The organism is Clostridium sp., assembly GCF_022482905.1.
Taxonomy (GTDB): Bacteria; Bacillota; Clostridia; order Clostridiales; family Clostridiaceae; genus Clostridium_B.
In genome coordinates this window covers 2,830,309-2,855,141 of sequence record NZ_JAKVOI010000001.1, presented here as the reverse complement: position 1 = coordinate 2,855,141, position 24,833 = coordinate 2,830,309, and the positions used below count along the sequence as shown (strand labels likewise).

Below are 24,833 nucleotides of genomic sequence, written 5' to 3'. Positions count from 1 at the left end.
CAGCGATGAATCCTTTTTTATATGTATTAAAATTAATTCTATCTGTACACAGCTTCCCAGATTTCTTTTTCTACAGCTTCCCTGGCATCAGTTATAGGATTGCAATTTATACCTTGTTTAACGGCTTCCTCTACAACAGCAATTGCAACAAGCTTGGAAGCTTCCCTGAGTTTCTCTACAGGAGGCAGAATAGGCGAACCCGGTTTGGAAAGGTCCTGAAGAGAAGCTATGCCATGTGCGGCAGCAGACAGCATACCATCTGTGACTACCTTTGATTTTGCAACTATTATTCCAAGACCAAGTCCTGGATAAAGTAGTGCATTGTTGGCCTGACCTATTGTATAAGTAACTCCATTAAATTTTACAGGATCGGATGGACTGCCTGTAACTACCAATGCCCTGCCATTACTCCATTTTATCATATCCTCGGCAGTTGCTTCACAGAGTTTTGTAGGATTTGAAATAGGCATAATGGCAGGCCTTTCATTTATTTCGGCCATAGCTTTTACGACCTGTTCTGTAAATGCTCCATGTACTCCCGAAGTTCCGATAAGTACAGTAGGTTTGACTGCTTTAATTATTTCAGCCAGATCAGTCAATGCATCTTTGAATTCACCCTTTGCCCTTGCATATTTTTTCTGTCCTTCTGTAAGGTCATCCATATCTTCAGTCAGCAATCCCTGACGATCTACAAGGTAAAAATGCTTTTTGGCTTCTTCTTCTGACAAGCCGACCCGGACTTTCTCGATAAATATCTGATCGGATACGCCTACACCAGCCGTACCGCCCCCAAATACCAATATTTTATGGTCCTTCACGGGTATGTTGGTAACTTTAGCTATTGCATTCATAGCTGACACCATCATTACCCCGGTACCTTGAATATCGTCATTGAAGGTACATATCCTTGATCTGTATTTTTCAAGTATTTTTCTGGCATTTCTACGGCCAAAATCTTCCCAGTGTATGAGAACCTCAGGGAAAAGTTCGGTACATGCCTTTACGAATTCATCTATAAAGTTATAATATTTTTCTCCCGTAATTCTTTTATGGCGTGTTCCAACATACATTGGATCATTCAAAAGTTTTTCGTTGTTGGTTCCTGCATCTATCACTACAGGAAGGACATTTCGAGGATTGATACCTGCAGCAACAGTATAAACTGCAAGCTTTCCAACTGATATGTCTACACCTTGTATGCCCCAGTCACCTATTCCAAGAACCCCTTCGCCATCTGTTACCACAATCAATTTTATTTCATCCAGATCTTTTAGTGATGCTGAAATAGATTTTTTTATATCTTCAGGATGATCTGCGGAGAGAAATACTGCATCCTTGGGGGTACTGTAATTTCTGGAATAACTTATCACTGCATCACCTATAGTGGGAGTATAGATTATTGGCAGAAATTCAGTGATGTGCTTTCCAACTAGGTAGTAGAACAATGTTCTGTTTGTATCATATATGTTCATCAGATAAATATGTTTTTCGAGATTATCATCGAAATTCTTGGATCTCTCATAGGCCGCTTTTTCCTGCTCATCTATTGTTCTGAACGTATTTGGTATAAGTCCTGTAAGTTCATATTTAATTCTTTCTTCCTTTGTAAAGGCAGTTCCCTTGTTTAAAAATGGATTTCTCAATAGTGCCTGGCCTTCTAGACTGGTCATTTGTAAAAAACACTCCTTTATTTTATATTTTAAATTGATACTGCATATAATAATTTTTTATTAAATTCAAGAAACCTGCTTAAAGTATATAAACAAGTATACTATTTTATCAATGAAATTCAAACCATATTAAGTTATAATGGTACTTATATTATTGAATAATTGTTGTGAAAAGGAGAAACTTAACATGGAGTTTAATGTATTTGACGCCCATGCGCATTATGATGATGAGCAATTTGACATGGACAGGGAAAAGCTTATAAAAGAACTTTCACAAAATGGAGTTATAGGGGTATTAAATTGCGGCTCATCCATAGAGGGAGCAAGACATTCAGTAGAACTTGCCGACAAGTATGATATTTTTTATGCTGCAGTTGGAATACATCCTGAATTTTCAGATAAATTTTCAGAGGATGTTTCTAAGGAAGTTGTAAGCCTGGCTAAAAATCCCAGGGTTAGAGCAATTGGAGAAATCGGACTTGATTATTACTATAAAGAGAATCCTCCTGCAGATGCACAGAAGAAAGCTTTTATAAGGCAGATGGAAATTGCAAGAGAATTGAAGCTTCCTGTAATTATACATGACAGGGAAGCTCATGGAGATACTTTGGAAATAATAAAAAGTTTCAAGGACGTAAGAGGGGAGATACACTGCTTTTCCGGGAGTGTTGAATTTGCCAGAGAATGTCTTAAACTCGGATATTACATAGGATTTACAGGTGTTGTCACCTTCAAAAATGCAAAAAAGATAGTGGAAGTGGCAAGAGAAGTTCCGCTGGATAGAATACTTGTAGAAACGGACTGCCCATATATGGCGCCTGTTCCATTTAGAGGAAAAAGAAATAGATCTGAGTATATAGAGTTTATTATAAAAAGAATAGGGTATATAAAGAATGTGGACAGTAGAAAATTAAGCGATATAACTATTTCAAATATCAAAAACTTGCTTAATCTAAGAAAATAGTGTAAAATGATAAGAAATTTGTTTTAGTAATTAAATATTAACTTTAAGCATAGTTTTATAATAGAATGATTTTATAGGCTATGCTAGTTTTCACCTGTTGAATATCCATGGGTTGTCTGCTATGTGATAAATAATCTTGGACTCATAAATAATTATCTTATTATTTTATGCATAGTATGCATTTTAGCAGTTAAAATTGAGTGATCATTTGACACAAATAAACTTTAAGTTTATAATTTTGTGCATCGCTCTACCCAGAGGAGGTATTTTTTATGGTGAAAAAGTTGAAGCCATACTTAGACAAATATTTTTCCAATGGTCCTAGAACAGCATCAGTTGTTATAATTGTATTGGTAGTAATCTTGATTGCAGTGGTTTTTAATATGAGAAAAACAGTAGTAATTTCAATAGACGGTAGTAATAGAAAGATAACTACATTTAGTAATACTTATTCCAAAGTATTGGATGATAATAAAATTAAAGTAGGACCCAAGGACAAGGTAACACCCAGTCTGAATAGTAGAATCTATGATAATGGAAAGTTATCCATTAAGAGGGCTGTCAAAATAGGCATTCATGTTGATGGAAAGGAACTTACAGTGAATTCTGCTGAAGATAATGTATTTGATATGTTGAAGTCAGAGAAAATCAAATTAAATAATCTTGATAGAATTTCCCCAGGTGGGGATGCTAAGTTGAAAAATGGGCTGAATGTAGTTGTGACTAGGGTGGAATGTAAGGACATAAAAGAAACTGGACCTATAAAATATGATACAATTTTTAAAAATGATGAAAGTATGCAGAATGGAAGTAAGAAAGTTCTGCAAAAAGGACAAAATGGTGAAAAAGAGACTGTAACTAGAGTTATATATGAAAATGGAAAGGAGACCTCAAGAAGGATAATAAGGCAGATAGTTAAAAGGCAGCCGGTGCAAAAGGTTGTTGCTATAGGAGCGATACCAAATCATAGTCTTTCGAGGGGCGGGAATTTTTCCAATGTCAGATTATTGAAAATGAGGGCTACTGCATATACTGCAGATTATGCCAGTACAGGCAAAAGACCTGGAGATTCAGGATTTGGCATAACGGCTACAGGTACTCTGGCAAGAAGAAGTGATTATAGTAGTTCGGTGGCGGTTGATCCTAGAGTGATACCACTTGGTACAAAACTCTATGTAGATGGATATGGATATGCCATAGCGGAGGATACAGGTGGTGCAATCAAGGGGAATAGGATAGACTTGTTCTTTAATTCCAGTTGTGAGGCAACTAACTGGGGAGTAAAGTGGGTCAATGTATATGTCGCCGAGTAGGAGCTTTTTGCTCCTATTTTTTTCATTTTAATTTTAAGGATTTGTGGAGGGTTGATTTTATATGATTAAGGAAGTCATAGTAGTTGAGGGCAGGGATGATGTAATTGCTGTAAAGAGAGCGGTGGATGCTGAATTGATAGCAGTAGGCGGTTTTGGGATAAACAGCCGGGTGATTGATAAGATAAGAGAGGCGCAGAAGAGACAGGGAGTAATAGTGTTTACAGACCCTGATTTTGCAGGTGAAAAAATCAGAAGAATTATTTCAAAGAGAGTAAAAAATATAAAACACGCATACATATCACAAAAAGATGGTACAAAAAATGGGGATATAGGTGTTGAAAATGCCTCGCCTGAGATTATAAGAACGGCACTTAAAAATGCCAGATGTGAAGAAAAAGAGAAGAGAAATGAATTTAACATGGATGATATGATTTTTTTCGGACTTACGGGGAATAAAAAATCAAAGGAAAAGAGAGATGCACTGGGCAAGGAACTTGGTATAGGATATGCTAATACTTCTCAATTTTTAAAGAGATTGAATAATTATGGAATCACAAAGGATGAATTTAGAAGAGCTATAAACAAGATAAACAAATGTGGGGAGATATGATATGAAGGAATTTTCTGCGAAAGATATTGTAAGTAAGCATGGGTTTAGATTCTCAAAGAGTTTGGGTCAAAATTTTTTGGTGGATAATTCAGTGCTGGATGATATACTGGCCAATTCAGAAGTATCCGATAAAGATCTGGTTGTAGAAATAGGACCGGGAGTTGGTACACTTACAAATAGGCTGTTAAAAATGGCAAATAGAGTATGTGCAATAGAGTTGGATTCAAATTTGATTCCCATTCTGGAAGAAGAACTAAAGGATTTTTCAAATCTTGAATTGATACATGGAGATGCTTTAAAAGTAGATTTTTCACAATTGACAAAGGGTTATGACAGTGTAAAATTTGTAGCAAATCTCCCATATTATATTACTACACCTATTATATCAAGAATTTTAAATGATAATATTGAATTTGATTCCATGATAGTGATGATTCAAAAAGAAGTTGGAGAGAGGATAGCGGCAGAACCAAATTGTAAGCAATATGGAGCAATATCTGTTTTGGTACAGTATTACTGTGATGTACATATTATTAGAAAGGTAAGCCCACATTCTTTTATTCCAGTTCCAAAGGTTGATTCTATTGTAATAAAATTAAAAAAACTCCATGAGCCAAGGATAAAAGTAAGGGATAGGGAGTTATTTTTTAAAGTAGTAAGGCTGTCTTTTAATATGAGGCGGAAAACCTTATGGAATGCCTTGAAGCCGATAAAAATTCCCAAAATGGATATGGAATCCGTGTTTAAAATTTCAGGTATTGATCAAAGGCGTAGAGGTGAAACACTTTCTCTCGAAGAATTCGGGAAATTATCTGATTGTATATACGAGTTATTATAATTAAATTTATATAAATAAAAAGTAATTGTTCACTTTTTGAAGATTGCCTCATATATTATAATGAATAAAATATATGGAGGTATGGAAAAATTGGCACAAAAAAAGAGTTATAGTAGATACTTTATAATATTGCAGGAAGACGAAAAGGGATACTCTTTAGCTTCTGATAAAATAGCCTCGGGATATGCCAAATTGGAGACCAAAAGTGATAAATGTAAAATATCCTATTATGTACAGAATTTAAAAAAAGATAAAACCCCGTACTACATGATACTTATATGCAATAAAAAAGATACGAAAAAAATAATCAATATCGGTGAAATGAACATAGATGATTATGGGAGAGCAGATATAAGTTATGAATATCCTATAAGTAATATATCCAATAGTGGTATAGCTATAGATAGAGTATCTGGGGCGGCAGTTGTAAGAATTTTGGACAATAATGTAATATCTGTAATGAGTGGTTTTGCAAGCATGGAAGTCCCTGAATGGAAATCATTTGCTATTATAAAAAATAATGCTGAAGCTAAGAGCAAGTCAAAATCTGATTCAGATCAATCCAATAAGGACAAAAATGACAATAAAAAGGGCAAGAATCCTGAGAATAAAAGTATATTTGATAAATATGAAGAAAATATAGAAGCAAAAAAGAACAAGGATAAAGAGGATAAAAGTAAATCTCAATCGGATAATACAAAGGATGCGGAAAAGAAAAGCAAACCAGTTAAACAGAAGGAGAACCAGAAAGTTAAAAAAGAAGATAATAATGATAATCAAAAACAAAAGTCTGAGCAGCTTACAAATAAAATATCTGATTTTGTAGAAAATGAAGATAAGGAAAAATTGAAAAGAATTAAAAATTTACACATTGATGAAAACATAGAAGATGAGGAGATAGATGATAACGATAGAGAAGAAGATCAGGAAATATATATAGATAATTCATCTGCAGAATTTCAGAAAGATTATAGGAAATATAAAAATGAATCTAAAGATGATTTCTTTGAATCTCTGGTAGAGGGATTTAAAGAAACTTCCAATATAAGCAGGGAATTAAAAAGATGTAGATGGTATAGGATTCCTGCTGCTTCTATAGAGAATATGCGTGATATGACCAATTATAATAAATACACATTTGTATATTATCCTATGACCTCCTATTATAATTATATAGAAAATTACTGCCATTTCCTGCTTGGATATAAATATGATAAAAATGGCAATGTAAAATATATAGTTTACGGAATACCAGGTACAAAAGATAAAGAAGAACAGCCTTATGGAGGTAGATCTGGCTTTGTAACATGGATTCCGCAGAAAAATAAAAGTAAGTTAGGATACTGGCTTATGTTTTATGATTTTAGAACAGGAACTGTTGATATTCCTGTAAAAGACAACAGCATATGCAGATAATAACAATAAGTAGGAAAAAATTAGGCACTGCAATAATCTTAATGGGAATTGTGGTTTTGGTTCTAGGATTTACAAAGAGCTTTAGTGGCAAGTTTACATCTTTAATTAAAAACGATACAAATTCTTTATCGGAGTATACGGAGTTGAATGGCAGGATAAAATATAAGTTCCCATCCAAGTGGCAGGTTAAAAAGCAGGATATATCAGGGAATGAAATATTATGTCATAGTGATTTCAGAAGTAATGATGGCAAGATAAGTGGATTTTTTCAGGTATGGACATTTAAAGGAGATTTAAAGACATTTTTAAAAAATAGCAAGATTATATCTGACAAGCAGAATTTATATAAGTACTATTCCCTAAAGGACATAGATTTAGATGGGAAAAGAGGGTATTTACTTAAATATAACATTACAAAACCGGTTGGTGACAGTTATATAGGTGAAGAATACTTTATAGAAAATGGCAATGAATTTTGCAGATTTTCTTTCTTTGTAAAAGAGAATGATTTTAAAGAAAATATGTCAAACATATTTAAAACTATAGTGGAAACTTTAAAGTACAATTGATACTCGCTTCCTTTCAAGTTTATTATTGAAAGGGAATTTTTTTTATTAAGTAATGTGTTATAATGTTGATTAGGATTTTGAGATTATAATATTCATGAAAGGAAGTAGTAGAAAATGAGTAACTGCAGTGATTGTCCAGGTAATTCAAATTGCAATGTAGATAATAAAAATAAATGTTCCAAGCTAGTCACCAAATTTGGACATATCAAACATATAATAGGAATAATGAGTGGAAAAGGTGGAGTTGGCAAGTCAACTATTACAGGATCACTTGCAATAAAGCTGACATATAAAGGATATAAGGTAGGTGTTCTGGATGGAGATATAACAGGACCGTCCATGCCGAGATTTTTTGGAATAAATAAAGATAGAGCAAAGATAACTGCCATAAATAACAGTCAGGATGTAAAGTTTTCTACTGTAAATACACCTTTGGGAATTGAAGTTATGTCGCTGAATCTCTTAACAGAAAAAGAAGAACAGCCGGTTATATGGAGAGGTCCTGTAATTACAGGGGTACTAACACAGATGTATTCCGATACTGAATGGGGTGACCTGGATTATCTTTTGATAGATATGCCGCCGGGAACAGGAGATGTGGCACTTACTATAATGCAGGATATACCTTTAGAAGGGATTGTAATTGTATCAACTCCGCAGGACATGGTGTCAATGATAGTCAAGAAGGTTGTTATAATGGCGGAAAAGATGAATATAAATATAATTGGGGCAGTAGAAAATATGTCTTATGTAAAATGTAAAAATTGCAATGAAAAGATAAGACTATTTAGTAAAAAGTCTGCAGATGAGCAAGCAGCATATCTCGGACTGCCACTTCTTGATGAAATACCAATGGATTTGGAACTTGTAGATAAAATGGAGGATGGAAAAGTTGAGGAGTACATATCCAAATCTCCAGATTATAATACGTTAGTTGATAATTTCATGTCAAGATTAAAGCTATAGAATTACTTTGTGAATATATGTATATTCCTGATAAGATTGACAAATAATTATATTGTTAATTTTATTAGGAAAGTGGTGAATATTCATGATAGCAATAGTAGATAAGGATACCTGTATAGGTTGCGGCATGTGTCCAAGTGAGTGTCCGGAAGTATTTACAATGGAGGATGACGGGAAGGCCGGTACTTTGGTAAGTGAAGTACCAGATACTTCAGAGGACTCAGCTGAAGATGCAAGAGATGGTTGCCCTGTGAATGCCATATCCATAGAAGAGTAATTTTATAGAGTAAATTTAAAAGGGATATACTGCAATCGAAATTATGCAGCAGTCCCTTTTAAATTTACTATTTAATAGAATTGTTGAGAGTATCTTTCTTTAAAATGGATTCAAGATGCTGGAGAGGAAGAGCAGCCATTATAACTATGCATATGATTCCTTCTATAAGCATAAAGCTTCCATTTAACGATAGTGAATAGATTACAGGGGACATCCCCTTTGGGGCAAAGCTCCCGAAAAATAAAATCCCAGATATAAAATGACATATAAACCTCATAAATATGGCGGAAGCCGTACCAAGTAGTTTATGACTTCTGAAATAACCGGTGATGCCAAGTGCCATGAAAGGGAGTGGATAATCAAATAGAACTTGTACAGGTTGAAGTATGTATGGATCCAGAATCAAGGTTATGATTCCATATAAAAATCCAGTTAGGAAACCTACTTCAGGTCCATATAAAAATGCCATGAGCAGTATTGGAACCATACTTCCGAGAGTTATACTTCCTCCCTGGGGAAAATGGTATATTCTAAATACCTTAAGTATAGTAGCTAGAGCTAAGGCAATACCTATTTGAGTTATGAGCTGGGTTGTAAAATGTATTTTTTTAATTCTGGCAATAAATAAAATAAATGCGATTAAAGCTATAAGTGCAAATATGGAACTTGGATGAGAACTTATCTCTGTAAGATTTTTTAGTAATGACATAATAAAAAATACCTCCTTGCATCGTTATAATTATAATACATAAATGTAGGTACATCAACAAATAGGAGGTGTTGATACATTTATAAAACTTTTTCCTGTCATCTTAGTTTGAAATGGTTCTATATTTATTTTATCACCTGTCCTGGAATTATAGGGCAATTGTGACATTGCAATGTTTAATATTGTTCCATCTGCAAGAGCTATCACAGCTTCTGTAGAAGTTGTATCTATTATCTGTCCCTTCATTGTTTTCATCCTCCCTAAGTAAGATATGATTTTTAATTGATCAAATAGTGTAGTATAATATTATTCTGTCAAATATATATTTAATTATTCTATATAAAGTAGTATAATTACATTGTTACACAATATATAGTGCTTAGGAGGAATTGTATATGCTACATGTTGTAAAAAGAGATGGAAGAAAAGTAGAGTTTAATTCTATTAAAATAACTAACGCAATAAAGGGAGCTTCTGACGAGATAGGTTATGATTTAAAAGAGAGTGAATTTATAGATCTGACTCAGGAGGTTATAAAATATATAGAAAATTTGAATTTGGAGGAAATAAATGTTGAAGATATACAGAATATAGTTGAAGAAGTTCTTATGAAACGGAAATATACTGAAATAGGATTTGCTTATTCCAATTATAGAAGAGACAGAAACAATATAAGGGAAATAAAGTCAGATCTTATGAAGGCTATTGATAAAATAGGAATAGAGACGGATAGAGATAATGCAAATGTGGGAAATAATTATAGTTCCAAACTTCTAAGAATAGCAAGTGAATCAAACAAGTGGCATAATCTGGCTAAGATGCCCAAATATCTGGCAAAAGCCCATGAAAACGGAGATGTATATTATCATGATCTTGATTCTTATAATTTAAGTGTCAATTGCCTGCATATACCTACAAGAGAAGTGCTTTTAAATGGCTTTAATACCGGATATGGATATATTAGACATCCAAAGAGAATAGAATCAGCAGCTGAACTCTCATGCATATTGCTTCAATCATCGCAAAATGACATGTTTGGAGGACAATCTCATCCTGATTTTGACAATGATATGTCTATTTTTATAGAACCTACCAGGCAGGAAATAGTAAAAGATTTAAGAGAACTTGGCATAAAAGAAAGCAGGATAACTGAAATATCAGAGAAAAAGCTTAGAAGAAGTATAGAACAGGCTATGCAGGGAATAATTTACAATTTAAATACCATGCACTCCAGGGCGGGTTCCCAGGTACCATTTAGTTCCATTAATTTAGGCGTACCTAGAACCAAGGATTCAGCACTTATATGTGAGGTATTTCTCACCGAATATGAAAAGGGACTTGGACAAGGTGAGCAGCCTATATTTCCCAATATAATATTTAGAGTGAAAGATGGCGTGAACAAAAAAGAAGGAGATCCTTATTATTATTTATTCAGAATTGCCTGCAGAGTGGCAGCAAAAAGAATGAATCCTACTTTTATGAATATGGATGCTGATTTCAATAAATTTTATTATGATAAGGGTGTAATTCCATCGACTATGGGATGCAGAACCTATGTATGTTCCAATGTAAATGGTGAGCCGGGTCCCAAGGGAAGAGGAAATATAGCTCCAACAACAATTAATCTTCCAAGAATAGCTATCATATCCAAGGGAAATTTGGATAAATTCTTCAAGCTTTTAGATGATAGACTGAATTTATCTAGAGAATCATTGATGCACAGGTACGGTACCCTGAAGAAATTGAGGGTAAAAGATCTTCCTTTCGTTGCAGGACAGAAACTTATGAAAGGTGCTGAGAATCTAAAAGAGGAGGATTCAATAGAACCTATATTAAAGCAGGGAACATGGGCAATAGGATTTATCGGGCTTGCGGAAGCTCTTACAGCACTTACGGGGAAACATCATGGAGAAAGTGAAGAAGCAAGAAAACTCGGGCTGAAAATTGTAAATTATATCAGGAATTATACGGACAAACTTACAGATGAAACTCATCTCAATTGGAGCTGTTATGCTACTCCGGCAGAAGGATTGAGCGGCAAATTCATAGTCAAAGATAAAAAGATATTTGGTGAGATTAAAGGGGTTACAGATAAAGACTATTATACTAATTCCTATCATATACCTGTAAACTTTCCTATATCAATAAAGGACAAAATTGATATTGAAGCTCCATATCATAAATTATGTAATGGAGGACATATAAGTTATATAGAAATTGATGACTATCCGTCGGAAGATGTAGTTTATGATATAATAAATTATGCTTATACTAAAACCAACATAAGCTATATAGGTATAAATTTTCACATAAGATACTGCAGGGACTGTGGAACCTATATGCATGATGAAAGTATCTGTCCTAAATGTGGGAGCACTAATATTCAAGGCATATCCAGAGTTACAGGATATCTTTCTCTGGATGAGAGATTTGGAGAAGGAAAAGTGGCTGAGAGAAAAGACAGGATATCACAGGCTACAGGAAAAAGAGTTTATTTTTAATATGGGAGAAATATTATGAAAGATAAATTTGTGAGATTGGCAGGAATTGCCTATGAGAGTCTGGCAAACGGGCCCGGACTTAGAAGAGTATTTTTTGCTCAGGGATGTGCCCATAACTGTAAAGGCTGTTTTAATCCATCCACGCATGATTTTAAAAGTGGTCAATTAAAAAATATAGATGATTTAGTTCATGATGTTTCTGAGAATCCTTTGATAAAAGGGGTTACCTTTTCAGGAGGGGATCCATTTTATCAGGCAGAGGCTTTTGGATACATGGCGGAGAAAATTAAAAAACTTAAATTGAACATATGGTGCTATACAGGATATAAATTTGAGTATATACTAGATAATATGAAGAGAGAATCCGGTAGTATAAATCTTCTTAAAAATATAGATGTACTTGTAGATGGAAAGTTTGAGAAGGATAAAATGGATACCTCACTTAGGTTTAGAGGTTCCAGTAATCAGAGAATTATAGACGTGCAAGCAAGTTTCAAATCAAAAAACATAATATTAATGGAATTTTAATACTTCATGTGAGGAAGTGATATTATGGAAAGTAATTCAGAAATAGAAGTCTGTTCTTGTAATGAAATTCATGAGGAATGCATAGATGTTGTTAAGAATAGTATGCTTCCCGAAGAGATTTTTTTAAAGTTATCTTCTCTATTTAAAGTTTTAGGAGATAATACTAGGATAAAGATAATATATGCTTTGTTTAAAAAGGAATTATGTGTGTGTGATATTGTAGCTGTACTTAATATGAGTCAATCTGCTATATCACACCAACTAAGTATATTAAAGTCAGCACATCTTGTAAAGTTTAGAAAAGAAGGGAAACTTGTGTATTACTCTTTGGACGATCAACATATAAATCAATTGTTCAATGCAGGACTGGAACATGTAGAGCATAGCTGAAACTATCTGTGTAAATTTACACAGATAGTTTCATTTTGTGTACTCTAATATCTGAACCTTATTTGAACAGGTTGGTTTTTCATTCAAATCTAAAAAATTACATCCTATATTTTCAATATTTTTGGCATATTTCAAAAAGGTTTCAAGTCCGTCCAGTTCAAAAGACAAGAGAGGTGTTTTATAATGCATAGGTATTACTATATGCGGGTTTATTAGAGAGGACACTTTTGCAGCTTCTTTACCGTCTATAGTAAAATTGCCACCTACAGGAACAAAGAGCACATCTATATTTCCAAGTGCTGAAATTTCATCTTCTGACAGTATGTATCCCAGGTCGCCAAGATGGCAGAGTCTATAATTATCCATCTCTATTATGAAAATTATATTTTTACCTCTTTTAGCACCTTTTACTTTATCATGATAAGATGGTATACCTGTTATGGAAATTTCTTCAAAATTGAAATGACCTGTTTTATCTATAATATTTTCACAATTTAAATTTTCAACATAGTCATGATCAAAATGATGATGGCTTATTGTTACAATATCAACATTTCCTTTAAATACTTTATAGCCTACGGTATTATCATAAGGATCTGTCAATACTTTTTTACCATTTGAATTTTCAAGTATAAAGCTGGAATGGGCAAGATATGTTATTTTCATAGAGACTACCTCCTACTATAATTTTACAAGTATTATAACATATTTTTTAATCTACAGTTAGGAAAAATGATGGGTTGTAGTGTAATTTTAGCAGATTTTATACTATAATAAAGTTGTATAAAATAATTCTGGTGTAAAAGAGGTGATTATTTGAAAAAAAGTAATTTCTATAATATTTTTGTAATTTTGACATTCATATTTCTTTTCCTTATATCTTTTAAATCCGGTGTGTATGCTGCAGGTAATTTTGATGGAGCAACTATAGGAAACAATGTAGAAATTAGTAAAGTATGGAAGATAACCTTTAATAAGGAATTGGATGAAAGCAGTGTAGATAGTTCAACCATAGTGGTTAAAGATTCAAGTGGTAATGTTGTTCAAACTAATCTGACTGTTGAAGATAATGGATGTATTGTAGATATTGTACCAGTTGGAAATTATCAATATGGACAAGCATACGATGTAACTATTAAAAGTGGTATCAAAACTATGGCTGGAGATGTACTTAAGAAAGATGTTAATGTAAAATTCTATACAAAAAAACAGGATTCATCCAATGGAAATAATTCAAATGGTAAATATACTGTTACAATTGATGCATCCCATGGAGGAGATGACAGTGGGGGAATATCTGATTCAGGAGTAAAGGAAAAGGACATAAACCTGTCAGTTGCTCTAAAAACAGGAGAGATACTTAAAAAAAATGGAGTGAATGTAGTTTATACACGAACTGGTGATGAGCAAAAGGATGTACAATCCCGTGTAGATATTGCAAATAAGGCCGATTCCAATGAGCTTATAAGTATACATACAAATGCATATTCAGGCAATAAGGATGTAAAGGGAATAGAAACGTATTACTCAACATCTGTTTCTCAATCTAAAGATATAGCTCAAAGTATTCAGAAACAACTTGTAGATTCTACAGGATCTGCAGATAGAGGCATAAAAGAAGGTCAGGCAAGTCAAGAATTGTTGAACAAGTCGAAAATACCGTCGGTTATGGTATATTTGGGCTTTATAACAAATCAATCGGAAAGCGATTTGATGGCTGCTTCTGATTTTCAGGACAAGAGTGCTGCGGCTATTGCAAATGGTATATTACAATCTTTAAATATGATAGGTCAAAATCCTGCTGATAATCAAGACAAACCGCAGGCACCAAATAAACCTTCAGACTCAAATAGGCCGGTAATAGTGCTGGATCCAGGTCATGGAATAGGTGATGATGTAGGCTCCAGTGGAAATGGATACCAGGAGGATGACGTTACATTGAGTGTAGCATTGAAAACCGGTGAAATATTAGAGAAAAACGGAGTGAATGTAATTTATACGAGAACAAAGGATGAAAGAAAAACAAGCTCACTTACTGTTACTCAAAGTCTTCAGAGAAGGTGTGATACTGCCAATAATTCAGGAGCTAAATATATGGTATCCATTCATACAAATGCTTTTAGCAGCAATGCTGCAGAAGGTACTGAAACTCTCTATTATACAGGAAACAGCGAAGGACAGAGATTGGCATCACTTATTCAGAGCAGCCTTGTAAGTGCGCTTGGGACTTACAATAGGGGATTAAAGGATGGCAGCTGGTTGTATGTAACAAAAAATACAACTATGACTACTGTACTTACAGAGCTGGGATTTTTGACAAATTCCAAGGACGCATCGATTCTTGGAACTGATGCAGGAAGACAGAAGGCAGCACAGGGCTTAGCCAATGGTATACTAAAAGCATTGGGGATGTTGTAAAAATTTTGCTAAAAAATTTGACAATAAAAAAAGTGTATAATATAATAGTAAAGAATTATACACATTTCATAGTATGTTAAAGACTTTGACCAGGAGGAGTACTTTAGTTTTATCACTAAAAGAGAGCAAATGTAATGGTGTAAATTTGCAGGAAAACTTGGGGAATATCACCTGGGAGTTAAAAATCTGAACGGCTGGTACTGAGCTTAATAAGTTTTTTCGTATTTCCGCGTTAAGGAAACTTATTGTATTTATGTTTTAGAGATTTAAGTCATAGGTGGTACAGCGGATTCAACTTCGTCCTATTTTGGGGATGAAGTTTTTTATTTTGATAGTAGTTATATATGTAGAGAGGAGCTAAACTATGTATAAAAAGATTGATAATTCCAAGAATTTTATTGACAGGGAAAAAGACGTTGTGGATTTTTGGAAAAAAAATAAAATTGTTGAAAAGAACTTTGAACTGAACAGGGACGGAGAGTATTTTACTTTTTATGATGGTCCCCCGACTGCAAATGGTGATCCACATATAGGACACGTTTTAACAAGAGTCATGAAGGACTTTATAATAAGATACAAGATTATGAAGGGCTACAATGTGCTGAGAAAGGCCGGATGGGATACTCATGGACTCCCGGTTGAACTTGAAGTGGAAAAGAAACTCGGCATATCCGGGAAACCCCAAATTGAAGAGTATGGTGTTGAAAAATTCATAAAAAAATGCAAGGACAGTGTATTTACTTATATAAGTGAATGGAAGGAAATGTCTGACAGAATAGGTTTTTGGGTAGACATGGATAATCCTTACGTAACTTACCATAATGATTATATAGAATCAGAGTGGTGGGCATTAAAAAAAATTTGGGATAAAGGTTTATTGTATAAAGGATATAAGGTAGTTCCATACTGTCCCAGATGTGGAACGGCGCTTTCATCCCACGAGGTTTCTCAGGGTTATAAGGATGTAAAGGAAACATCGGTATATGTTAAATTTAAACTCAAAAATTTTGATAAATATATGCTTGCATGGACTACTACACCATGGACACTTCCTAACAATATGGCCCTTGCAGTAAACAAGAGCTATGATTATGCAGAAGTGGTAAACAAAGGTGAACACCTGATACTTGCAGAAGCTCTTCTTGGCAAACTCGAGGATGAGTATGAAATAGTAAAAAAATTCAAGGGTGAAGAACTTTTGGACCTGGAGTATGAACCTATGTTCAGATTCGCCAAATTTGAGGGCAAAGCTCATTATGTAGTACACGGAGATTATGTAACACTTACAGATGGAACAGGTATAGTGCATACAGCTCCAGCCTTTGGTGAAGACGACAGCAATGTATGTAAAAAATATAATATACCTGTTGTGAACTCTGTAGATACACAGGGAAAGTACAAGGATGAAGTTACTCCATGGAAGGGCTTATTTGTCAAAGATGCAGACCCTAAAATAATAGAATATCTAAAAGAAAATAACATTCTTTATAAATCTGAAAAATTTACTCATTCATATCCGTTTTGCTGGAGATGTGATACTCCGCTTTTATATTATCCAAGAAGGACCTGGTTTATAAAGATGTCTTCCATGCGGGATGAACTAGTGAAAAATACAAACAACACCAATTGGTATCCAGACAATATAAGAACTGGAAGATTCGGTAAGTTTGTTGAAGGTGTTATAGATTGGAACTTGAGCAGGGAGAGATATTGGGGAACACCACTTCCAATATGGGAATGTGAATGTGGACACAAAGAATGTATTGGAAGTATAGAAGAACTCAAGGAAAAAGGGATTAATGTTCCAGAAAATATAGAACTGCACAAACCATATATAGATGAGGTGAAATTGAAATGTCCTCACTGCGGCAAAGAGATGAAAAGAGTAAGTGAAGTTATAGATTGTTGGTTTGATTCCGGTTCCATGCCCTTTGCACAACATCACTATCCTTTTGAAAACAAGGAACTATTTGAGAAGAATTTCCCGGCACAGTATATAACTGAGGCGGTAGATCAGACAAGAGGATGGTTCTATACTCTTATGGCAATATCTACAGTTCTGTTTGACAGGAGTCCATTCCAGAATTGTATGGTATTAGGTCATGTGCTTGATAAGCATGGACTTAAAATGTCAAAACACAAAGGCAATGTATTAAGCCCAACTGTAGTTCTGAATAATGAGGGTGCGGATGCCACAAGATGGTATTTTTATACTTCCAGTGCTCCATGGCTTCCTTCGAGATTTTATGAAGAAGCAGTACAGGACAGTCAGAGAAAATTTCTAGGGACACTTTGGAATGTGTATTCATTTTATGTACTGTATGCTGAACTGGATGAATTTAATCCGCTTGACTACAAGGGTTTTGTATCTGAAAATATAATGGATAAATGGATAATATCAAGGCTGAACTCTCTCATAAAGCAGACAGAGCATCATTTGGACCATTATGAAGTTACCCAGGCAGCAGTAAATATAGGAGAATTCGTAGACAGTCTTTCAAACTGGTATGTGAGAATAAATAGATCCAGATTCTGGAGCTCTGAACTGACAGAGGATAAAATAGGAGCATATGTTACTTTGTATAATGTGCTCACTGTGATTACCAAAATTATAGCGCCATTTGTTCCATTTGTAGCAGAAGAAATTTATCAAAATTTATCAGCAAGTTTGGATAAGAATTCTGCTGAGAGTGTGCATTTATGCAAATGGCCTCAGTATGATGAGAACATAATAGATCATAAACTGGAAAAAGATATGGCAGAAGCTTATAATATAGTTAAGCTTGGAAGAAGTGCTAGAAATACTGCAAATATAAAGAACAGACAGCCGCTTTTAGAAATGCTGGTAAGTTTGGAAACACTTCCGGAATACTATGGAAATATAATTAAGGAAGAACTCAATATCAAAAATATAAGATTTGGTGCAGATCTATCCAAGTATGTTAATTTTGACATTAAGCCAAATCTGCCTGTGTTTGGGAAAAAGTACGGCAAACTTATTCCCGGTATAAGAAAAAGAATATCTTCTATGGATCAGATGGAACTTGCCCAAAACATAAAGAGTGGAAATTCGGTTGATATTGAGATTCAGGGACAAAAAATAAACTTGAATTCCGAAAATGTACTTGTCACAATGCAGGGACTGGAAGGCTTTGCATTTGCAGGAGAAGGCACGGTAGGAATAGTTCTTGAAACTACAATAACAGAAGAACTTAAAGAGGAAGGAAATCTAAGGGAGATGTTGAGCAAAATTCAGAATCTGAGAAAGGAAAGTGGTTTTGAAGTAGCCGACAATATAAAATTGTATGTTTCCGGGAACAACTATCTTGAGGATATAGTTAGAAAGTTTGAGGATCAGATAAAGAAAGAAACATTGTCTTTGAAAGTGGTATATGATGAAGAGAGAGAATACAATAATTATAAAATAAATGGAGAAGACTTTAAAATTGCAGTGGAAGTAGTTCATAATTAGATTTTATATTCATGGTTAAAGCAAATTACAATTATGATATAATTTATTATAGTTGTAATTTGTTTCATATATGGGTATATATTTCTGTTATAAAGGTTATTATTAAGTTAATAAAAGTACAAACTAACTTGTAATAGTTTGCTTTTATAAGTATAATTATAAAAAGAAATCGAATCGGTAGGTGAGGAAAATGGCAGCATCAATTAAAGATGTAGCTAGAGAAGCAGGGGTTTCTATAGCTACAGTTTCCAGAGTGTTAAATGATGTAGACGTTGTAAATGAAGATACTAAAAAAAAGGTACTCGAAGCTATAGCTAAATTGGGATATAGACCTAATATAATAGCAAGAAGTTTGAAAACTCAGAGGACGAAGACAATAGGTATTATAATACCAGACATATCAAACCAGTTCTATCCTGAAATTGTAAGAGGAGCAGAAGATGTAGCTAATATATATGATTATAACATAATGCTGTGTAATACCGATCTTGACTTTGAAAAGGAAATAGAATACTTGAGAGTCATGAAAGAAAAGATGGTAGATGGTATTTTATATATGAGTGCTTCTTTGGAACCGGCTATTTTGGAACTTATAAAGCAGCTCCAGCTTCCAATGGTATTGATAGAAACTGCAAATGATGAAGAGGATATACCAAGTGTTACTATTGACAATCAGAAGGCAGCTTATGATGGAGTGAGTTATTTGATCAAAAAAGGAAACAAAAAGGTGGCATATATAGGTGCCCATAAGGATGAAGCAAATGCAAATGCTATAAGATATGTTGGATATAAGCAGGCGCTTGAAGACAACAATCTAGAAGTCAATGATAATATTACCTGCTTTGGTTCATTAAAAGCCAAGGATGGATATGACGGTATAAATAAGATATTGGACAATGAAAGTATAGATTCTGTTTTCTGCTGCAGCGATGAGGTTGCCATGGGAGCCATAAATGCACTTAGGGATAGAAATATAAAGGTTCCAGATGATGTAGACGTAATGGGATTTGGAAATATATATTCTTCCGAAATATTCTATCCCAAGATAACTACGGTAGCACAACCTATGTATGATATGGGATCGGTAGGTATGAGAATGCTTATAAAGATAATAAATAAGAAAGATGTCAGCGTCAGAAAATATGTATTAGGATATTCTATAATAGAAAGGGATTCCTGTAAGAAATAAGTTTGTTATAATATTTATTTGCCAAATGTAATAAAAAGGGGAACTATTGGGAAGGAAAGATTTATGGTAGAAACATTGATAGATTTGGTTGTTATTGCATTGGATAAAACAGGATACATAGGAATTTTTATTGCCATGGCATTGGAAAGTGCATGTATACCTATACCTAGTGAAGCTATATTACCTTTTGGAGGATATCTGAGTTTTTCTGAACGTCTGAGTTTGCCTGCAGTTATAGTATTCGGGACATTGGGGGGAACCTTTGGATCGTGTATAGCCTATTATATAGGTAAAGCTGGAGGAAGACCTCTGGTGGAAAAGTATGCCGATAAACTCAGACTTTCTAAAGCACATATAAAAAAGAGTGATCATTATTTTAATAAATATGGAGATAGTATAGTATTTTTTTCAAGATTATTGCCTATAGTAAGAACTTTTATTTCGCTTCCGGCAGGAATTAGCAAAATGAACTTTAAAAAATTTACACTATATACACTTATGGGGTCGACTATATGGAGTATTATTCTGGCATTTGCAGGATATAAAATGGGTGAAAATTGGTCGCTGATACGTGAATGGTTTCATATTGCAGATATAGCATTGATTATTATAATAATTTTGCTGGTAGGGTATAAGCTGCTTATGAAGTTTGGGATAAAAAGAACATAAACACATATATGAGATTAAATAAAAGATGATTGTATTGCAAAATTTATTTTGTAGTAGGATCATCTTTTTTAATGTTTCTTGTAAATTTAGTCTGAAATTTGTATAACGATTTTTTTGTACGATTCACATATTAATGGTATAATTTAACATAAAAGGGAGTATATTAATTAGATTGAACAAATTCACTTTATGAATAGGAGGAAAATATGGATTATAGAGAGAAGATAGAAAAAATTTTTTTGTATTTATTAAGCTTGAAAAATATAAATGAAAAAACTATAAAGAGTGTGTATGATTATGATAAATTATATTGGGAAGAGGAATTCTTGAATTTACAAGGATGTATTATAAATAAAAATCCCACTAATGATTTATGGATAGAAGTAAATAAAAATTGTGGTAAATTATATGATGATTTTTTCAAACTATATCAGCAAAATGAAAAACGTGGAGAAGATTTTGAAATAATATGTGGACATGGCCTTCTGTCATGGGGATTAAATAGCGGGAAAATTATTCATCCAGTACTTGAAACAAGAATGAAAATAGAATTTAATGCCTTGAAAAGAGCCTTTAGTTTGGTCCCTTCAGGCAAGACCAAATTTCAGTCAACTATATTTGAGGATTTGGATCAGACCGATTTGGAAAATATATTCAAGTTGGAAGATAAGATCAATAATATGAATGTAGATCCTAGAATCAAAGAGGAAATAAATGAAGCCTTTTCCGATATAATTTCTGGAGTTGGCAATGCGGGCAAAATTCAAGATGGGTATTTTTCCAAAGATAAAATTAAATTCTGTGAATTCCCCGTATTATATAATACTTTTGTTGTATTTGTACGAACAAACAATATGAAATTATGGCAGTCGGAGATTAATGATATACTTAAAAAGGTAAGAAATGGATGCTTCATACCTGAGACGGTCAAGGCCCTGGTTGGAGAAAATGTTGCAGATGAAAAAAATAAAGTTGAGGATATAGACGACTGGGAAAAAATATCTAAAAAGGTGTTATTTCCATTACCGGCAAATTCGGAACAAAAAGAGATAATAAAGAGAATATCTCAGAATTATGGAGTAGTAATGCAGGGGCCTCCAGGAACGGGAAAGAGCCACACTATAGTTAATTTAATATGTCATTTGCTTGCATATGGTAAAAGGATACTGGTTACAAGCCAGACCGACAGGGCATTGAGGGTACTCACCCAGAAGATGCCACCGGAGATAAAACCTCTTTGCATAAGCCTGCTTGGGAATGATTCCGAATCTTTTAAGGAATTAAATGAAACCGTGCGAAAAATAACAAACAATTTGTCTTTAGATCCTAAGAATGTGTACAAGGATATAGAGATACTGAACCATCAATTAAATTCTTGTGCAGATAATCAAAAATCACTTTATATGAAGTTAAAACAGGTTCAGGACATAGAAGGTCAAACAATAAATTATTCAGGACAAAAATATAGTTTGCTGGATATGGCAAAATGGGTAAAGAAGAATTCAGATAAATATTCATGGATACAGGATACGATAAATATAAAAAATGATATGCCGATTTCGATTGAAGAGTTTGATACGTTAAAAGATCTGTTGGATGAAGTTAGTAAGGAAGAAAAACATAAATTTGACAGTATAAAAAGTATAATAGAAAAATTGCCAGGGGAACAGGAAATCCATTCTAGTATAGAAAAATATAGAAAATTAAAATCACGTTACGAGAAGGATATGAAGAACATAAAGAACTGGCATATACCTAACAATGACAGATGTAATTATGAAGAACTTTTAAAGTCCATTGCAGATTGCAGAGACAATATAATTCAGCTTAAGGGAACAATGTGGGAAAATATATTCAAAAATTATAATAAGAATGAAGTCATAAAGCAGACATTTAAGGATTTGTATTATAAATCCTATAATTCCATGATGATGATTTCAAAAATATCCAATGAACTTAGAAGTCATGAAATCCGACTGCCAGAAGGAAATATGGACAAGTTTGCGCAGCATTTTAATATAATATACAAAGCTTTAGAAGACAAGAAAAAGATAGGAAGGTTATTTAGAATAATGCATTCTGAATGCAATTATATAATTCTTAAATGCAGTGTAGATGGAAGACCAATCTCTAATATGGATCAAGCTATTGTTGTAAAGCTGTTTCTTCAGAAAAAATCTATTTTGAGAGAATTAATAACCATGTGGAATAATACGATTGAAGACTATAGAACGAAAGATACTGATACTGGTGGAATTAATATATTTGAAATAGAGGAGAACTTAAAAAAGTTGAAACTCATTGTAAACTGGGAATCAGACTATAAGTCAAATATTTTGGATAAGCTAGGCAAAATAGCACTTCCAAAACCTATAGACTGGTACAATATAGAAACCTATTGCTGCTTAACTGATTGTGTTGAAAGCTTAAAGAATATAAATGAATATAATAAGGTAAAAGCATATTTGAATAATCTAAGAAAATTTATGACAGTTGTAAAGGGGGATGTAGGAAGACAATATGAATTGGAAAACATATCCGTAGAAAGTGTGAATGACATTATAAACGAATTGAAAAATATAAAGACAATTCAAAATAAAATATTAAAAATAAACCACGTACTGGATAAGCTGGAAAGGGTGTGCCCTAATACAGCAAAAAATATATTAGAAAACTGGGATAAATCAAAATATATGTATCCTGATTTCAGTAGAGCGTGGAGATGGTCTCAATGGAACAGTCTGCTGCAAAAACTCAATAGATTGAATCCTGAAAAAATTGAAGAAGATCTGGAACGGGAAAAAATAAAAGAAAAGCTTATAATAAAAGATCTGGTGGCTAAAAGTACATGGTATAATCAGATACTTCATACAACGGATCTGCAGAAAAGAAGCCTGTTTTCATGGATGCAGGCCATAAAGAGAATTGGCAAGGGAAGGGGGAAGATGGTTGCCAGGTACAGGAAAATTGCACAAAATGAAATGGAAAAGTGCAAAGAAGCTATTCCGGTGTGGATTATGCCTTTAAATAGAGTCGTTGAAAACATAAAGTTATCTGAAAATCTGTTTGACGTTATTATATTTGATGAAAGCAGTCAGAGTGACATATTTTCACTGTGTGCTCTTATGAGGGCAAAGAGAGCTGTCATAGTTGGTGATGATAAACAAATAAGTCCAGAAATAATAGGAGTGGATCAAAATATTGTTTCAAAGTTAATAAATAAGTATCTAAAGGATATACCTGACAGCCAGTGGTTTGATCTTCAAACAAGCTTGTATGATACTGCACTTAGAATATTTCCAAATAGATTGATGCTTAGGGAACATTTCAGGTGTGTACCTGAAATAATAGGATTCAGTAATGATCTGGTATATTCAGGAGATATAAAACCTCTTAGATATCCTACATTGAAAGAGACGTTTTATCCACCTGTAAAAGCTGTTAAGGTAAATGGCAGAAGAGATGTATCGAAACCCATAAATAATATAGAAGCGGAGGCGGTGGCAAATAAAGTTGTAGATTGCTGCAGGGATAAAAAATATGAAGGAATGAGCATGGGTGTAATATCGCTTTTAGGAGAAGCACAGGGGACTTTAATAGAAAATATTCTCAGAAAAAAATTAGGAGTCGAGGAGATGATAAAGAGAAGAATTGTATGTGGAGATGCCTATTCATTTCAGGGAGATGAAAGAGATATAATGTTCTTATCAATGGTAATTTCAAAGGATGTAAAATTTGCTCCCCTTTCTAGAGATGCAGATATAAGAAGATTCAATGTAGCATCCAGCAGGGCAAGAAATCAAATGTGGCTTTTCCACTCTGTAGATTTGGAGGATTTGAGCAAAGAGTGTGTGAGATACTCTTTACTAAATTATAGTATGAACTATAGCAAATTGAGCATAGGTAAAAAAGACATTGGACAGGTATTTCAGTCCAACTTTCAACAAGATGTATATAATCTCATCAAAGATAGAGGATATAAGATAATCCCACAAGTAAAAATTGGAAGATACAATATAGATTTCATGATAGAGAGTGAAAGAAGTAAAATTGCTATTATATGCGAAGGGGATGATTTAAAAGAAAAGTACAGTTTCAAGGAAAATGTTGAAAGGCAGCTGGATCTTGAAAGGGTCGGGTGGACTTTTTTGAAAATAAGAGGCAGTGAATTTTATCTACACCCGGAGTTCGTAATGAATAGGCTATTTAACAAGTTGAAAAATCTTGGCATAAAAGCAAATGCCATTGAAAATGAAAACAATGAGGATAACGAATTGAATAATCTTAAAGTTGTATGATTAGTTTAAATTTCCCTAATAGGTTGACAATTATCC

General features: G+C 33.6%; 20 protein-coding genes and 1 other annotated feature. Of the genes, 16 read left to right on the top strand and 4 right to left on the bottom strand.

Annotation, left to right across the window (positions count from 1 at the left end):
* Positions 1-38 precede the first annotated feature (38 nt).
* Positions 39-1,670: an NAD-dependent malic enzyme gene (locus tag LKE46_RS13985; RefSeq protein WP_291723575.1), complete on the bottom strand. Its 1,632-nt coding sequence runs from the start codon at positions 1,668-1,670 to the stop codon at positions 39-41.
* Positions 1,671-1,857: 187 nt separating this feature from the next.
* Between LKE46_RS13985 and LKE46_RS13980 the strand changes: the two genes are divergently transcribed.
* The 8 genes from LKE46_RS13980 (at position 1,858) to LKE46_RS13945 (ending at position 8,623) form a co-directional block, all read left to right on the top strand.
* Positions 1,858-2,634: a TatD family hydrolase gene (locus LKE46_RS13980; protein ID WP_291723572.1), complete on the top strand. Its 777-nt coding sequence runs from the start codon at positions 1,858-1,860 to the stop codon at positions 2,632-2,634.
* A 272-nt stretch (positions 2,635-2,906) separates the two neighbouring features.
* Positions 2,907-3,947, top strand: a complete 1,041-nt coding sequence (locus tag LKE46_RS13975) for a 3D domain-containing protein (protein WP_291723569.1) — start codon at positions 2,907-2,909, stop codon at positions 3,945-3,947.
* A 61-nt stretch (positions 3,948-4,008) separates the two neighbouring features.
* The gene (gene rnmV / locus LKE46_RS13970) at positions 4,009-4,557 is read left to right on the top strand and encodes a ribonuclease M5 (RefSeq protein WP_291723566.1); all 549 of its coding nucleotides are present in this window, start codon (positions 4,009-4,011) and stop codon (positions 4,555-4,557) included.
* A gap of 1 nt (position 4,558) precedes the next feature.
* Positions 4,559-5,395, top strand: a complete 837-nt coding sequence (gene rsmA, locus LKE46_RS13965; protein WP_291723563.1) for a 16S rRNA (adenine(1518)-N(6)/adenine(1519)-N(6))-dimethyltransferase RsmA — start codon at positions 4,559-4,561, stop codon at positions 5,393-5,395.
* Positions 5,396-5,485: 90 nt separating this feature from the next.
* The gene (locus LKE46_RS13960; RefSeq protein ID WP_291723560.1) at positions 5,486-6,811 is read left to right on the top strand and encodes a hypothetical protein; all 1,326 of its coding nucleotides are present in this window, start codon (positions 5,486-5,488) and stop codon (positions 6,809-6,811) included.
* Positions 6,802-7,380: a PsbP-related protein gene (locus LKE46_RS13955; RefSeq protein ID WP_291723557.1), complete on the top strand. Its 579-nt coding sequence runs from the start codon at positions 6,802-6,804 to the stop codon at positions 7,378-7,380. Before LKE46_RS13960 ends, LKE46_RS13955 begins: the two co-directional genes overlap by 10 nt.
* A gap of 114 nt (positions 7,381-7,494) precedes the next feature.
* On the top strand, positions 7,495-8,346 hold the full coding sequence (locus LKE46_RS13950; RefSeq protein WP_291723554.1) for an Mrp/NBP35 family ATP-binding protein: 852 nt from the start codon (positions 7,495-7,497) through the stop codon (positions 8,344-8,346).
* Positions 8,347-8,431: 85 nt separating this feature from the next.
* Positions 8,432-8,623 (top strand): ferredoxin, encoded by a 192-nt coding sequence (locus LKE46_RS13945; protein WP_291723551.1) that lies wholly within the window; start codon positions 8,432-8,434, stop codon positions 8,621-8,623.
* Positions 8,624-8,690: 67 nt separating this feature from the next.
* Here LKE46_RS13945 and thiT read toward each other — a convergent pair whose 3' ends face one another.
* Both thiT and LKE46_RS13935 read right to left on the bottom strand, forming a co-directional pair.
* On the bottom strand, positions 8,691-9,332 hold the full coding sequence (gene thiT / locus LKE46_RS13940) for an energy-coupled thiamine transporter ThiT (RefSeq protein WP_291723548.1): 642 nt from the start codon (positions 9,330-9,332) through the stop codon (positions 8,691-8,693).
* Between the two features lie 54 nt (positions 9,333-9,386).
* Positions 9,387-9,578 (bottom strand): hypothetical protein, encoded by a 192-nt coding sequence (locus LKE46_RS13935; protein ID WP_291723546.1) that lies wholly within the window; start codon positions 9,576-9,578, stop codon positions 9,387-9,389.
* A 149-nt stretch (positions 9,579-9,727) separates the two neighbouring features.
* Here LKE46_RS13935 and LKE46_RS13930 point away from each other — a divergent pair, with 149 nt between their 5' ends.
* The 3 genes from LKE46_RS13930 to LKE46_RS13920 are packed head-to-tail and all read left to right on the top strand — an operon-like array spanning position 9,728 to position 12,751.
* Positions 9,728-11,833 carry an anaerobic ribonucleoside triphosphate reductase gene (locus LKE46_RS13930; protein ID WP_291723543.1) on the top strand — a complete coding sequence of 702 codons (2,106 nt, stop codon included), beginning with the start codon at positions 9,728-9,730 and terminating at the stop codon, positions 11,831-11,833.
* 15 nt (positions 11,834-11,848) lie between these two features.
* Positions 11,849-12,361, top strand: coding sequence for an anaerobic ribonucleoside-triphosphate reductase activating protein (nrdG, locus tag LKE46_RS13925; protein WP_291723540.1), 513 nt, complete (start codon positions 11,849-11,851; stop codon positions 12,359-12,361).
* Between the two features lie 24 nt (positions 12,362-12,385).
* Entirely contained in the window at positions 12,386-12,751 is a 366-nt protein-coding gene (locus LKE46_RS13920; RefSeq protein WP_291723536.1) for an ArsR/SmtB family transcription factor, read from the top strand.
* A 30-nt stretch (positions 12,752-12,781) separates the two neighbouring features.
* Here LKE46_RS13920 and LKE46_RS13915 read toward each other — a convergent pair whose 3' ends face one another.
* Positions 12,782-13,417, bottom strand: a complete 636-nt coding sequence (locus tag LKE46_RS13915) for an MBL fold metallo-hydrolase (protein WP_291723533.1) — start codon at positions 13,415-13,417, stop codon at positions 12,782-12,784.
* A gap of 150 nt (positions 13,418-13,567) precedes the next feature.
* On the opposite strand from LKE46_RS13915, the gene LKE46_RS13910 reads away from it, so the two are divergent.
* The 5 genes from LKE46_RS13910 to LKE46_RS13890 all read left to right on the top strand — a co-directional run bounded on the left by LKE46_RS13910 (position 13,568) and on the right by LKE46_RS13890 (position 24,797).
* On the top strand, positions 13,568-15,169 hold the full coding sequence (locus tag LKE46_RS13910; protein WP_291723530.1) for an N-acetylmuramoyl-L-alanine amidase: 1,602 nt from the start codon (positions 13,568-13,570) through the stop codon (positions 15,167-15,169).
* 76 nt (positions 15,170-15,245) lie between these two features.
* Positions 15,246-15,477 (top strand) — a binding site (T-box leader).
* A 56-nt stretch (positions 15,478-15,533) separates the two neighbouring features.
* Positions 15,534-18,641 (top strand): isoleucine--tRNA ligase, encoded by a 3,108-nt coding sequence (gene ileS / locus LKE46_RS13905; protein ID WP_291723527.1) that lies wholly within the window; start codon positions 15,534-15,536, stop codon positions 18,639-18,641.
* 190 nt (positions 18,642-18,831) lie between these two features.
* On the top strand, positions 18,832-19,830 hold the full coding sequence (locus LKE46_RS13900; RefSeq protein WP_291723524.1) for a LacI family DNA-binding transcriptional regulator: 999 nt from the start codon (positions 18,832-18,834) through the stop codon (positions 19,828-19,830).
* Between the two features lie 63 nt (positions 19,831-19,893).
* Positions 19,894-20,499, top strand: coding sequence for a DedA family protein (locus LKE46_RS13895; RefSeq protein WP_291723522.1), 606 nt, complete (start codon positions 19,894-19,896; stop codon positions 20,497-20,499).
* 206 nt (positions 20,500-20,705) lie between these two features.
* A complete protein-coding gene (locus LKE46_RS13890; protein WP_291723519.1) occupies positions 20,706-24,797 on the top strand; it encodes an AAA domain-containing protein in 4,092 nt (1,363 codons plus the stop codon).
* The last annotated feature ends 36 nt before the right edge of the window (positions 24,798-24,833 follow it).